This window comes from Streptomyces sp. NPDC093089, from assembly GCF_044754405.1.
Classification (GTDB): Bacteria; Actinomycetota; Actinomycetes; order Streptomycetales; family Streptomycetaceae; genus Streptomyces.
The window spans coordinates 82453-95344 of the sequence record NZ_JBIVPA010000020.1 but is presented as its reverse complement, the minus strand read 5'-3'; the positions used below and the strand labels follow the sequence as shown (position 1 = coordinate 95344).

General features: G+C 75.0%; 12 protein-coding genes. 7 read left to right on the top strand and 5 right to left on the bottom strand.

The features are described 5' to 3' along the window. Nucleotides 1-5 precede the first annotated feature (5 nt). The 4 genes from ACIQFX_RS35260 to ACIQFX_RS35245 all read right to left on the bottom strand — a co-directional run bounded on the left by ACIQFX_RS35260 (nucleotide 6) and on the right by ACIQFX_RS35245 (nucleotide 4135). On the bottom strand, nucleotides 6-1004 hold the full coding sequence (locus tag ACIQFX_RS35260; protein ID WP_402471871.1) for a TAXI family TRAP transporter solute-binding subunit: 999 nt from the start codon (nucleotides 1002-1004) through the stop codon (nucleotides 6-8). Nucleotides 1005-1512: 508 nt separating this feature from the next. Beyond that, nucleotides 1513-2157: a response regulator gene (locus tag ACIQFX_RS35255; protein WP_402471792.1), complete on the bottom strand. Its 645-nt coding sequence runs from the start codon at nucleotides 2155-2157 to the stop codon at nucleotides 1513-1515. After that, nucleotides 2148-3314: a sensor histidine kinase gene (locus tag ACIQFX_RS35250; protein WP_402471790.1), complete on the bottom strand. Its 1167-nt coding sequence runs from the start codon at nucleotides 3312-3314 to the stop codon at nucleotides 2148-2150. Before ACIQFX_RS35250 ends, ACIQFX_RS35255 begins: the two co-directional genes overlap by 10 nt. Before the next feature lie 140 nt (nucleotides 3315-3454). Then, on the bottom strand, nucleotides 3455-4135 hold the full coding sequence (locus ACIQFX_RS35245; RefSeq protein ID WP_402471788.1) for a DedA family protein: 681 nt from the start codon (nucleotides 4133-4135) through the stop codon (nucleotides 3455-3457). Nucleotides 4136-4383: 248 nt separating this feature from the next. On the opposite strand from ACIQFX_RS35245, the gene ACIQFX_RS35240 reads away from it, so the two are divergent. The 3 genes from ACIQFX_RS35240 to ACIQFX_RS35230 all read left to right on the top strand — a co-directional run bounded on the left by ACIQFX_RS35240 (nucleotide 4384) and on the right by ACIQFX_RS35230 (nucleotide 7044). Next, nucleotides 4384-4638, top strand: coding sequence for a hypothetical protein (locus tag ACIQFX_RS35240; protein ID WP_402471786.1), 255 nt, complete (start codon nucleotides 4384-4386; stop codon nucleotides 4636-4638). Nucleotides 4639-4695: 57 nt separating this feature from the next. Next, the gene (gene miaB / locus ACIQFX_RS35235; protein ID WP_402471783.1) at nucleotides 4696-6219 is read left to right on the top strand and encodes a tRNA (N6-isopentenyl adenosine(37)-C2)-methylthiotransferase MiaB; all 1524 of its coding nucleotides are present in this window, start codon (nucleotides 4696-4698) and stop codon (nucleotides 6217-6219) included. A gap of 117 nt (nucleotides 6220-6336) precedes the next feature. Beyond that, nucleotides 6337-7044: a class III extradiol dioxygenase subunit B-like domain-containing protein gene (locus tag ACIQFX_RS35230; RefSeq protein WP_402471779.1), complete on the top strand. Its 708-nt coding sequence runs from the start codon at nucleotides 6337-6339 to the stop codon at nucleotides 7042-7044. 124 nt (nucleotides 7045-7168) lie between these two features. Here the strand turns inward: ACIQFX_RS35230 and ACIQFX_RS35225 are convergent, their stop codons facing one another. Then, complete coding sequence (locus ACIQFX_RS35225) at nucleotides 7169-7429, bottom strand: antitoxin (RefSeq protein ID WP_402471776.1); 261 nt, start codon at nucleotides 7427-7429, stop codon at nucleotides 7169-7171. Between the two features lie 216 nt (nucleotides 7430-7645). Here ACIQFX_RS35225 and miaA point away from each other — a divergent pair, with 216 nt between their 5' ends. The 4 genes from miaA to ACIQFX_RS35205 all read left to right on the top strand — a co-directional run bounded on the left by miaA (nucleotide 7646) and on the right by ACIQFX_RS35205 (nucleotide 12809). Next, nucleotides 7646-8584, top strand: a complete 939-nt coding sequence (gene miaA, locus ACIQFX_RS35220) for a tRNA (adenosine(37)-N6)-dimethylallyltransferase MiaA (protein WP_402471774.1) — start codon at nucleotides 7646-7648, stop codon at nucleotides 8582-8584. A 108-nt stretch (nucleotides 8585-8692) separates the two neighbouring features. Next, the gene (locus ACIQFX_RS35215) at nucleotides 8693-9205 is read left to right on the top strand and encodes a hypothetical protein (protein WP_402471870.1); all 513 of its coding nucleotides are present in this window, start codon (nucleotides 8693-8695) and stop codon (nucleotides 9203-9205) included. 260 nt (nucleotides 9206-9465) lie between these two features. Beyond that, a complete protein-coding gene (dapF, locus tag ACIQFX_RS35210) occupies nucleotides 9466-10374 on the top strand; it encodes a diaminopimelate epimerase (RefSeq protein ID WP_402471771.1) in 909 nt (302 codons plus the stop codon). Nucleotides 10375-10514: 140 nt separating this feature from the next. Then, nucleotides 10515-12809: a RelA/SpoT family protein gene (locus tag ACIQFX_RS35205; protein WP_402471769.1), complete on the top strand. Its 2295-nt coding sequence runs from the start codon at nucleotides 10515-10517 to the stop codon at nucleotides 12807-12809. Nucleotides 12810-12892 lie beyond the last annotated feature (83 nt).

Genomic DNA, 12892 nt, shown 5'->3' with positions numbered 1-12892 from the left:
GGGCGTCAGGGCTTCACCGAGCGGTAGTAGCGGCGGGCACCCTCGTGGAGGGTCAGCGGCTCGGTGTACACGGCGGTACGGAGGTCCACGAGCTGGGCGGGGTGGACCTGGGCGCCGATCCGGTCACGGCTCCGGATCACCGTACGGGTGAAGCCCTCGACCAGGTCCGGGTCCGCCTTGTCGGTGGTGACGAGGAGGTTCGCCACGGCCAGCGTCTCGATCGGCCGGCCGTCCTGCGCCTTCGCGTACGCGTCGGCCGGGATCACCGCCGACCGGTAGTGCCGGGTCGAGGGGCCGACGTCGTGGAGCCGGTCCACCAGGCGGGAGTCCAGCGGCACCAACCGGATCAGGAAGCGCTCGGCCAGGTCCTGCACGGCCGTGGTGGGCAGGCCGCCCGACCAGAAGAAGGCGTCGAGCTGCCCCCGCTCCAGGAGGCCGGGCATGGTGTCGATGCCCGCCGCGACCGGCTCGATGTCGCTGATCGGCGCGATGCCCGCCGCCGCGAGCGCCCGGTCGGCGATCAGCCGCACGCCGGACCCGTCCTGGCCGACGCCGACCCGGAGGCCCTTGAGGTCCCGCGCGGACCGCACGGGGGAGTCCTTGGGCACCACGAGCTGCACGTAGTCGTCGTAGAGCCGCGCGCAGCCGCGCAGCCGCTCGAAGCCGGGCCTGCGCTCCCGCTGGTACTGGGCGACCGCGTCGGCCGTGGCGATCGTGAAGTCCGCCTCGCCCGAGGCCACCCGGGCCAGGTTCTGCTGCGACCCCTCGCTGTCCGTCAGCCGTATCGACACCTCGGGCAGGTCCTGGGCCAGGGCCTCCTTGAGCAGCTTGCCGTACCGCTGGTAGACGCCGGTGGGCACCCCGGTACTGAACGTGACCGAGCCGCTCGGTACCGGCGACCCGAACGGGACCAGCCACCACACCAGCACCCCGCACACCGCGAGCAGCGCGGCCGACACCGCCAGGACACGGCGGCGGGCGGCACGGGAGAGCGAGGCGAACATGCCGCGATCCTGCCAGCTCACCTCCGCCCCTGACCAGGCTCACCCGTGTGACCGGCCCCTCCGCGCGGCCCCGCGCGCGCTCCGCCGAAGCGGTGAGCGGGCCCGTCGGCGGCTGCCGCGCCGTGTGTCGCGCCGGGGCACCGGGGCCGCGGCGGCTAGCGTCGGCATGCGCTCGGTGATCTTGAGGACAGTCCCCTGTCCGCCCCTGGCGTCCCCGGCCGAGCGCATCACCCGCCTCCTGCCCCGAGGGCGTCCCCCTCCTCCGGTTCTCCGGGGAGGCCTCGCCGCGCCCACGACAGCCGGGAACGCCCACGCGCGGTGCCCCGTCGGCCCGCGGGAACGCTCACGCGTGCTGCCCTGTCGGCCGGCGGGAACGCTCACGCGTGCTGCCCCGTCGACCCGCGGGAAAGCCCACGCGCGCCGACCCGCCGACCCAACGGCCCCGCCGACCCGCCGGCTCGCGCCCCCGCCTCCCGCCTCGCCGCCACCCCCGGCCGTGCGCGGCTCGTCAGGCCTCCAGATAGCGCAGCACGGCCAGGATCCGGCGGCTGTAGCCGTCTGTCCCGGCCAGCTCCAGCTTGTCGAAGACCGAGTTGAGGTACTTCTCCACGGCGCTGAGGGAGAGGTGCAGCCGGCGCCCGATGGCCGCGTTCGTGTACCCCTGGGCCAGCACCTCGAGGACCTCGCGTTCGCGCGGGGTGAGCCGGGCCAGCGGATCGGCGCGGGCGCCCTGGACGACCAGCTGCCGGACGACCTCCGGATCGATCGCCGCGCCGCCCTCGTGGATCCGGTCGAGCGCGTCGAGGAACTCGTCGACCTGGGCCACCCGGTCCTTCAGGAGATAGCCGACGCGCTCCGCGCCGGGGGCGAGGAGCCGGGCCGCGTAGCTCCGCTCGACGTACTGGGAGAGGACGAGCACCCCCGTCCCCGGCAGCCGTTCGCGGATCTCCACCGCCGCCCGCAGCCCCTCGTCGGTGTGGGTCGGCGGCATCCGGATGTCGGCGACGACGACGTCCGGCCGCAGGGCCTCGACCTCCGCGACCAGCGTCCGCGCGTCGCCGAACGCGGCGAGGACCTCGTGGCCCTCCTCGGCGAGCAGCCGGACCAGACCCTCCCGCAGCAGGGTGGAGTCCTCGGCGAGGATCAGGCGCACGGCAGCTCCGCGACAAGAGTGGTGGGTCCCCCGAGGGGGCTGTCGACGTGCAGGACGCCGTCGAGCGCCGCGACCCGGCTGCGCAGCCCGGTCAGCCCGCCGCCGGCCGGGTCCGCGCCGCCGGTGCCGTCGTCCTCGACCCGCACGGTGAGGAGGGCGCCCTCCCGGGACACCCGTACGGCCACGGCCGAGGCCGAGGAGTGCTTGGCGGCGTTCGTGACGGCTTCGGAGACCACGAAGTAGGCGGCCGTCTCCACCGGCCGGGGCAGCGGCTCGTCGCCCACCTCGAACCGCACGCGCAGCGGGAGGGAGCACCGCCGCGCCACCCCGCCCAGCGCCTCTTCGAGTCCCAGGGTGTCGAGCGCCGACGGGTACGCCCGCCAGGCCACGTCCCGCACCTCGGCCAGCACGTCCCCGGCCTCCTGGTGCGCCTGCCGCAGCAGCGCGTCCACCCGCTCGGGGTCCTGCCCGCGCTCCCGGCCCCGGCGGGCCCGGCCCAGCAGCATCGCCAGGGCCACGAGCCGCTGCTGGACGCCGTCGTGGAGGTCGCGCTCGATCCGGCGCCGCTCGGCGTCCACGGCCCGGACCACCGCGGCCCGGCTGACGGCCAGCTCCTCGACGCGGCGCCGCAGCAGCTCGTGCTCGGACGGCCCGAAGCACTCCCGGGCGATCCGGGCGTCGAGCGCGGCCAGCGCGTGCAGCCCCTGCGCGTCGAGGAAGAGCAGGACACCGCCGAGCAGCAGCTGCGTGAGCAGCTCCTGCCAGCCGAGCGTCCCGCGGGCCACGCCCCGGGCCAGCAGCACGGCGAGGACCGCGCCGAAGCCCAGGAGCCCGAGCACGACCCCGCACACCAGCCCCGTCCAGCCGCGGACCGCCAGATAGCGCAGCAGCCGTGGGCCGGGGACCTCGTACGGTTCCGGGAAGCGGTCGCCGAAGAAGAACGCGCGGCGCCACCGCTCCAGGGCGGCGGGTCGCCGGGCCCCGGCGACCAGGATCGCCAGGGCGTCCGGTCGGGTCCGCGGCCACAGGAGGAAGGGTCCGAGGGCGGCGCCCGCGACCAGGAGGTACAGCGCGTCGACGAGGGCGCTCGCGCAGCCCAGGACGACGCCCGCGGCCCTCAAGTGAGCCTTCGCAACGGCCCGTTCGTCGTCCCCCATGCTCCCCGAGCTTAGGGGGTGTCTCGCCGGCCGGGCCGGGATCGCGGCGCCCGGGCCGTGTCCGGAACGGTCCGGGCCGTGTCCGGCCGCCCCGGCCCGGCCGGGGCCTCCGGGGCCTCCCGCCGGGCGGTCCGTGCCCGTCACGAGGTGCGGCGGTGCTGGGCGCGGCCGCGCCCCCGGAGCCGTACCGCGAGGAAGGCGCCCAGCGCCACGACGACCAGCACGAGGACGGCCTTCGACAGCACGCCCACGTACCCCTCGACCACGTCCCAGCCGTCCCCGAGCCAGTAGCCGGCCATCACGAGCACGCTGTTCCAGACGAGACTGCCGAGCGTCGTGAGCATCAGGAAGACGGGCATCGGCATCCGCTCGACACCGGCGGGCACGGAGATCAGGCTGCGGAAGATCGGCACCATCCGGCCCAGGAACACCGCCTTGGTGCCGTGCCGCGCGAACCACCGCTCGGTCCGCTCCAGGTCCGCGACCTTGACCAGCGGCAGCCGCGCCCACAGGGCGTGCATGCGCTGCCGGCCGAAGAGCGCCCCGATCCAGTACAGCGCCACCGCCCCGACCACCGAACCGAGCGTCGTCCACAGCAGCGCCGACGCGAGGCTGATGACCCCCTGCCCGGCGGCGAAGCCGGTCAGCGGCAGGATCACCTCACTGGGCAGCGGCGGGAACAGGTTCTCCAGCGCGATGGCGAGGCCGGCCCCCGGCCCGCCCATCGTGTCGACGAGCCCGGCGGCCCATCCGGCGAAGCCGCCGGTGGGCTCCCCGGTCAGGGCCAGGGGCGCGGGGGCGAGGAGCGAGGTGATCGGCACGGTGGCCTCCAGACGGTGCGGACGACGTGCCGGGACCCCTCGTCCCGGCACTCCCGAAACGCTAGGAATCCCGGCTCCCCGCCGGTACGCGGCTTCCCTTCCGGACACCCTGCGGAAAACCGCAGGCGGCACCCCGACGGCACCGCCTAGGGTCGGCCGGGACCGGGACAGCGCCGAGGGGGAGCCATGACCAGGAACGACCGGACACCGGGCTCAGGCCCCCTTCCCGCCACGGGGGGCAGGGCCCGGTGAACAGGGACGAGCCCGTCTTCAAGAAGAGCCGGTGGGGCACCAACCACTACGTGTACAACCCGGCCAGTCCCGTCGGCCTCGCCCTCATCGTGATCACCGTCGTCGGGGTCTTCACGGTGCTGCTGCTCATGCAGAACCGCGTCGGCCCCTTCGCCCCGGACCCCGGCCCCACCTGGAGCCCGCCGCCCGCCGCGGACCCGTGGCCGTTCGTCCCGCCGCCGCGGCCGTCCGCGGCGACCGGCACCCCCTGACCGGCCGGGCGCCGCTCGCGGGCGGGGGCTCTCCGCGGACCGCCTACCCTTGGACGCATGACGAGCAGCAGCGACCGGAGCACCGCAGTGAGCGTTGACGGATCCAAGACCTACGAAGTGCGCACCTACGGGTGCCAGATGAACGTCCACGACTCCGAGCGGCTCTCCGGTCTGCTGGAAGAGGCGGGTTACGTCCGCGCCCCGAAGGACGCCGACGGCGACGCCGACGTCGTCGTCTTCAACACCTGCGCGGTCCGCGAGAACGCCGACAACAAGCTGTACGGCAACCTCGGCCGGCTCGCCCCGATGAAGACCACCCGGCCCGGCATGCAGATCGCCGTCGGCGGCTGCCTGGCCCAGAAGGACCGCGACACCATCGTCAAGAAGGCCCCCTGGGTCGACGTGGTCTTCGGCACGCACAACATCGGCAAGCTGCCGGTCCTCCTGGAGCGCGCCCGCGTCCAGGAGGAGGCGCAGATCGAGATCGCCGAGTCCCTGGAGGCCTTCCCCTCCACGCTGCCGACCCGCCGCGAGTCCGCGTACGCCGCCTGGGTCTCGATCTCCGTCGGCTGCAACAACACCTGCACGTTCTGCATCGTGCCCGCCCTGCGCGGCAAGGAGGAGGACCGCCGCCCCGGCGACATCCTCGCCGAGATCGAGGCGCTCGTCGCCGAGGGCGTCTCCGAGATCACCCTGCTCGGCCAGAACGTCAACGCGTACGGTTCCGACCTCGGCGACCGCGAGGCCTTCTCCAAGCTGCTGCGCGCCTGCGGGCAGATCGAGGGCCTGGAGCGCGTCCGCTTCACCTCGCCGCACCCCCGCGACTTCACCGACGACGTGATCGCCGCGATGGCCGAGACCCCGAACGTCATGCCGCAGCTGCACATGCCGATGCAGTCCGGCTCGGACACCATCCTCCGGGCGATGCGCCGCTCGTACCGGCAGGAGCGTTTCCTCGGGATCCTGGAGAAGGTCCGCGCGTCCATCCCGCACGCCGCCATCTCCACCGACATCATCGTCGGCTTCCCCGGCGAGACCGAGGAGGACTTCCAGCAGACCATGCACGCGGTCCGCGAGGCCCGCTTCGCGAACGCCTTCACCTTCCAGTACTCCAAGCGCCCCGGCACCCCGGCCGCCGACATGGACGACCAGATCCCCAAGGAGGTCGTCCAGGAGCGCTACCTCCGCCTCGTCGCCCTCCAGGAGGAGATCTCCTGGGACGAGAACAAGAAGCAGGTCGGCCGCACCCTCGAGGTCATGGTCGCCGAGGGCGAGGGCCGCAAGGACGGCGCCACCCACCGCCTCTCCGGCCGCGCCCCCGACAACCGCCTCGTCCACTTCACCAAGCCCGACGAGGGCGTCCGCCCCGGCGACGTCGTCACCGTCGAGATCACCTACGCCGCCCCCCACCACCTGCTCGCCGAGGGCCCCGTCACCTCCGTCCGCCGCACCCGCGCCGGCGACGCCTGGGAGCGCCGCACCGCCGCCCCCAAGCCCAGCGGCGTCCTCCTGGGCCTCCCCGGGATCGGCGCCCCCGCGCCGCTGCCCGCGGCCGAGGCCCCCGCCTGCGGCAGCCACTGACCGACCCCGGTCCCGAGCGCGCACCCGCCCCCGTGGGTGCGCGCTCCGCGCGCCGCGCCGCAGCCGGTTCCGAGCCGCACCCCGGCCGCGGCACCCCCGCGCAGTAGGCTGCCGATCATGCTTGTCGCCGCAGCCGTCTGCCCCTGCCCCCCGCTCCTCGTCCCCGAGGTCGCGACGGGCGCCGCCCACGAGCTGGACGCCGCGAGGACGGCGTGCGCCGACGCGGTGGGGCTGCTCGCCGCGTCCCGCCCCGACCGGCTGTACGTCGTCGGCGCGGCCCCCGAGGGCGGCCACGGCGTGTACCCGGCGGGCTCGGCGGGCTCGTTCGCCGGATTCGGCGTCGACGTCTCCGTACGGCTCGGCGAAGGCCCGGACGCAGACCGGGCCCTGCCCGCCTCCCTCGCCGTCGGCGCCTGGCTGCTCGACCGCGCCGGGTGGGCCGACGCGCCGATCGAGGGCCTGGCGGTCGAGGAGACGGCGACCCCCGACGTCTGCGCGGGTCTCGGCCGCGGGCTCGCGGACTCGGCCGGGAGGGTCGCGCTGCTGGTGATGGGCGACGGCAGCGCGTGCCGGACGGTGAAGGCGCCGGGCTACCTGGACGAGCGGGCCGAGGGCTTCGACGCCGCGGCGGGCCGGGCCCTGGGCACGGCCGACACGGTCGCGCTGCTCGCGATGGACACGGAGCTCGCGTACGAGCTGAAGGCGGCGGGCCGGGCCCCCTGGCAGGTCCTCGCGGGCGCGGCGGAGGGCGCGGGCCTCGACGGCCGCCTGCTCTTCGAGGACGCGCCGTACGGCGTGGGGTACTTCGTCGCGGCCTGGTCCTGACACGGGCGAAGGGCACGGAAACGGCGGACGGCCGCGGAGCGAGGTGCTCCGCGGCCGTTCGCCGTGAGAAGGGGCGGGCGGTGACGCCGACCCGTCGGTCCCGCGGGTGGGGTGACGCCGACCGTCAGGTGGCGGGCGGCGGCGGGGTCGTGCCGCCGCTCCCGGGCGTGCCGTCGTCCTCGTGGCCCATCCGGTCGATGGCTTCCTTCGCCTTGCCCGTACCGGAGTGGATCTTGTCGCTGTACTTGCCCTTGGTCTTCTCGTCGACGAGCTTCGCGGCCTTGTCCAGGCCGTGGTCGATCTTCTCCCCGTGCTGCTGCGCGAGGTCCGCGACCTTGCCCTTGGCGGGGCCGAGCTTGGCCTTCAACGAGTCCAGGAGACCCATGGGGCACCTTCCCTCCGTGGACCCCGGGGGTCCGTGTTCCGTGTCCTGCCCGGCGAAACATTGCCAAAAGGCCCATATGCACTGCACAGCGTACTCGGGTGGGACGGGCTCCGAGGTGACCGGCGGACGGAACCGCGCAACGGGCGACGGACCCCGGAGCGAGCCCGTCACGCAGCTCGTTCGGGGACGGGGCGCGAGGTTTGCGAGACTGTGGCGGTGAGAAGCGCAGCTCCCGCCCCGCGGGTCATCGCCGTCGTCGGTCCGACAGCGGCCGGAAAGTCCGATCTGGGTGTCTTCCTGGCCCAGCAGCTCGGTGGCGAGGTCGTCAACGCCGACTCGATGCAGCTCTACCGGGGGATGGACATCGGCACCGCCAAACTGACGCCCGAGGAACGCGGCGGCGTCCCGCACCACCTCCTCGACATCTGGGACGTCACCGAGGCCGCCAGCGTCGCCGAGTACCAGCGGCTCGCCCGCGCCGAGATCGACCGGCTGCTCGCCGCCGGCCGCACCCCGGTCCTCGTCGGCGGCTCGGGACTGTACGTGCGCGGCGCCGTCGACGCCCTGGAGTTCCCCGGCACCGACCCCGCCGTACGGGCCCGCCTGGAGGCCGAACTCGACGAGGGCGGCTCCGGCGTCCTGCACGCCCGGCTCGCCGCCGCCGACCCCGACGCGGCCCGCGCGATCCTGCCCAGCAACGGCCGCCGCATCGTCCGGGCCCTCGAGGTGATCGAGATCACCGGCAAGCCCTTCACCGCCAACCTCCCCGGCCCCGACCCGGTCTACGACACCGTCCAGATCGGCGTCGACGTGGCCCGTCCCGAGCTGGACGAGCGGATCGCCACCCGCGTGGACCGCATGTGGGAGGACGGCCTTGTCGACGAGGTGCGCGCCCTGGAGGCGCGGGGGCTGCGCGAGGGCCGCACGGCCGCCCGCGCCCTCGGCTACCAGCAGGTCCTCGCGGCGCTCGCGGGGGAGTGCACCGAGGACGAGGCCAGGGCCGAGACCGTCCGGGCGACGAAGCGCTTCGCCCGCCGGCAGGACTCGTGGTTCCGCCGCGACCCGCGGGTCCACTGGCTCAGCGGGGCCGCCGATCACCGCGGGGAACTCCCGCGGGAGGCGCTGTCGTTGGTCGAACGAGCGGTTACAGCCTGATCACGTGATGGCATCGGGACGCCCTGCCCGTCATTCCGGCGGTCGGGAGCGTGCCATCATCGAGCATCGATCGACCAAGTGGAGTCCGAGTGGGGAGGGCGCGTGGCGATGGAGGCCGGCCCTCGCGACAGAGAACAGCACGACGCGGCCCTGGACGACCCGACGGCGGACGTCGCGGGTGACGCGCCGGGCCATCCGACGGACGACGCTCCGATCGGCGCGTCGGGGCTGACCCCCGACGGTCCGGACGACGCGGTGGGCAGCTCCGTCGAGGTGGACGCCGACGAGGTCGAGGTCGAACTCCGCCCCCAGCGGCGGCTGCGTATCTGGCAGATCGCCCCGATCGTCGCCCTGGCCGCCCTCGGTTCCCTGATGTTCGCCTTCCCGCTCGCCTTCGGGTCGGGCGACGGCGGCGCCGTCGTCGCCATGCTCGGACTGCTCATCAGTTCCTGCGCGGCGGGCTGGGGCATGATGGCCGCCCGCAAGGTCGGCTACACCTGGCCGGGCCTCCCGCAGCGCGGCTCCGGCGAGCGCCCCGACTGGCGCGTTCTCGCCCTGTACGTCACCACCATCGCGGCCCTCGTCGCCCTCGCCGTCTGGCGCGTCGCCCGCCTCCGCTGACCCGGACCGCCGGCCATGCGGGCCGCCGACCGCGTGGGCCGCCGAGCTGCTGACCGTACGGGCCGCTGACGCCGGGCCTTGTTCACGCCGAGCCCTGTTCACGCCGAATCGCTGACCGCGCCGGCCCTCGGCGGCGCCCCTGGCCACGAGCCGGACGGCGCCCCTGGCCAGGAGCCGGACGGAGGCCTCGGCCACCGGCCGCCGGCCCGCCCCGTGGACGCCCGGGCGGTCCCGCGGACCCGACCCGTACAGTTGATCTCGTGACCAGCACGCAGACCCCGCAGCCACCCGCCCTCAGGTACCTGAAGGGCCACGGCACCGAGAACGACTTCGTGATCGTCCCCGACGCGGAGAACGTCGTCGACCTGCCCCCCGCCGCCGTCGCACGGCTCTGCGACCGCCGGGCCGGCATCGGCGCGGACGGCGTGCTGCACGTCGTGCGCAGCGCCGCCCACCCCGAGGCGCGGCACCTGGCCGACGAGGCCGAGTGGTTCATGGACTACCGGAACGCCGACGGCTCGGTCGCCGAGATGTGCGGCAACGGGGTCCGGGTCTTCGCCCGCTACCTGGAGCACGCCGGCCACGTCACCGCCGGCGAGGTGGCCGTCGCCACCCGCGGCGGGATCAAGCGCGTGCACCTGGACAAGGACGGCTCCGTGACCGTCTCCATGGGACGCGCGACGCTGCCCGAGGGCGGGGTCACCGTCACCGTCGACGGCCGCAGCTGGCCCGCGCGGAACGTCAACATGGGCAACCCGCACGCGGTCGCCTTCGTCGAGGACCTCGACCACGCGGGCAACCTCTACGCGGAGCCGCCGTACGAGCCGGCCGCCGTCTACCCGGACGGGGTGAACATCGAGTTCGTCGTCGACCGCGGCCCCCGCCACGTCGCCATGCGGGTCCACGAGCGCGGCGCCGCCGAGACCCGCTCCTGCGGCACCGGCGCGTGCGCCGTCGCCGTCGCCACCGCCCGCCGGGACGGCGCCGACCCGGCCGAGACCGGCACCCCCGTCACGTACACCGTCGACGTGCTCGGCGGGACCCTCGTCATCACGGAGCACCCCGACGGCGGCGTCGACATGACCGGGCCCGCCGTGATCGTCGCCGAAGGCACCGTCGACCCGGCGTGGTGGGCCGCGCCGGGTGGAATCGAAACTGTCAACGACTGATTTGTCGCTCGAATGGGTGATCCGATTCACGCTGAGCGAGAGCGTGACTGCGCCGCGTGGTGGGGTCGGTAGCATCAAGCACCGGCCCCCAGGGCACGCCTGGCCCGCCCACCGCCGGTCCACGTCGCCGGAGGTGCCCCATGAGCGCAGAGGCCACCAACCCCGTGAGCGCGGCGGACGCCGCCGTCACCGACACGACCGTCCGCAGACGCGGACGGGCCCGGATCGACCTGCGCCGGCTCGGCCGGGCCGCCCTGCTCGGCGCCACCGCGGGGCCGGCTCCCCGTGACCGCCTGCCCGACGCCATCAGCCACGTGGCGGAGGCGCACCGGGCCCACCACCCCGACGCGGACCTCTCGGTACTGCGCCGGGCGTACGTCCTCGCCGAGTCCTCGCACCGCGGCCAGTTCCGCAAGAGCGGCGAGCCGTACATCACGCATCCGCTCGCGGTGACGCTGATCCTCGCAGAGCTCGGCGCGGAGACCACCACCCTGACGGCCTCCCTCCTCCACGACACCGTCGAGGACACCGACGTGACGCTGGACCAGGTGAGCAGGGAGTTCGGCGACGAGGTGGCCTACCTCGTCGACGGCGTCACCAAGGTGGAGAAGATCGACTACGGAGCCGCCGCCGAACCCGAGACCTTCCGCAAGATGCTCGTCGCCACCGGCAACGACGTCCGGGTCATGTCGATCAAACTCGCCGACCGGCTCCACAACATGCGCACCCTCGGCGTGATGCGGCCCGAGAAGCAGGCCAGGATCGCCAAGGTCACCCGGGACGTCCTCATCCCGCTGGCCGAGCGGCTCGGCGTCCAGGCCCTCAAGACGGAGCTGGAGGACCTCGTCTTCTCCATCCTCCACCCCGAGGAGTACGAGGCCACCCGCGCGCTCGTCGCCGGCAACCCGCAGGCCGGCACCGCCCTCGGCGCCGTCGCCGAGCAGGTCTCCGCCGTCCTGCGCGAGGCGGGCGTCGGCGCGGAAGTCCTCGTCCGCCCCCGTCACTTCGTCTCCGTGCACCGGGTCCGCCTCAAGCGCGGCGAGCTGCGGGGCTGCGACTTCGGGCGGCTGCTCGTCCTCGTCGCCGAGGACGCCGACTGCTACGCGGTCCTCGGCGAGCTCCACACCTGCTTCACCCCGGTGATCTCCGAGTTCAAGGACTTCATCGCGGCCCCCAAGTTCAACCTGTACCAGTCCCTGCACACGGCCGTCGCCGCCCCCGACGGCGCCGTGGCCGAGGTCCTGATCCGGACCCACCGGATGCACAAGGTCGCGGAGGCCGGGGTCGTCGCCCTCGGCAATCCGCACGTCGGCCAGGAGCCGGCCGAGCAGCCGGACCCGGCCGACCGGCAGGACGCCACCGCACAGGCCGCCGGCCTCCCGCCGTCGCACGCCCCCGCTCGACCCGACGGCACCCCCGTCCGGGCCGCCGGCACCGCCTCCCGGCCCGCCGGCACCCCTTGCCGGGCCGTCGGCACCGCCTCCCGGCCCGACGACGGCGAGCGCGTCGACCCCACCCGCCCCGGCTGGCTCTCCCGGCTCCTCGACTGGCAGCAGGCCGCGCCCGACCCGGACACCTTCTGGTCCTCGCTCCGCGCGGACCTCGCCGAGGACGACGAGATCACCGTCTTCCGCGCCGACGGCGGCACCCTGAAGCTCCCCGCCGGGGCCAGCTGCGTCGACGCCGCCTACGCGCAGCACGGCGAAGCCGCCCACGGCTGTCTCGGCGCCCGCGTCAACGGCCGCCTCGCGCCGCTCGGCACCGTGCTCGGCGACGGCGACACCGTCCAGCCGCTGCTCGCCCAGGACACCGTGTCCGGGCCGTCCCCCGAGTGGCTCGACCACGCCCGCACCCCGGCCGCGCGGATCGCGATCACCGGCTGGCTCGCGGCCCACCCCGAGACCGCCGCGCCCCCGGCCGAGGCCGACCCGCGGCCGCTGGTCAGCGTCACCGCCGACCGCCGCACCGGCGCCGAGCTCCACGCCGACCTGGAGGGCGAGCCGGCGGCCGTCCGCCCGGCCGGCTGCTGCACCCCCGTACCCCCCGACGAGATCACCGGCTTCCGGGTCCGCGGCGGATCGGTCACCGCCCACCGGGCGCGCTGCGCGGCCGTCGACGCCATGCGCGGGCTGGGCCGCGAACCCGTCGCCGTCCGCTGGGGCGACACCGCCCAGGGCCGGGTCACCCTCGTCGCCGAGTCCTTCGGCCGGCCCGGGCTGCTCGCCGACCTCACCGAGGCCATCGCCACCGCCGGCGCCGCCGTGGTCTCCGCGACCGTCGAGCCGCCCAGCGAGCAGCGGGTCCGCCACACGTACACCCTCGACCTCCCCGACGCGGCCGGCCTCCCCGCCCTCATGCGGGCGATGCGGGACGTGCCGGGGGTGTACGACGTGAGCCGCGCCCGCCGGGGCGCGTCCGAGCCGCGTCGGACCTGACGCGTCCGGCGTCCGCCGCGAGGGGCCGTGAGCCCTTCGGGTGGCGGGCGAGCGCGCCGCCCGGGGGAGCGGCGGATCCCCTG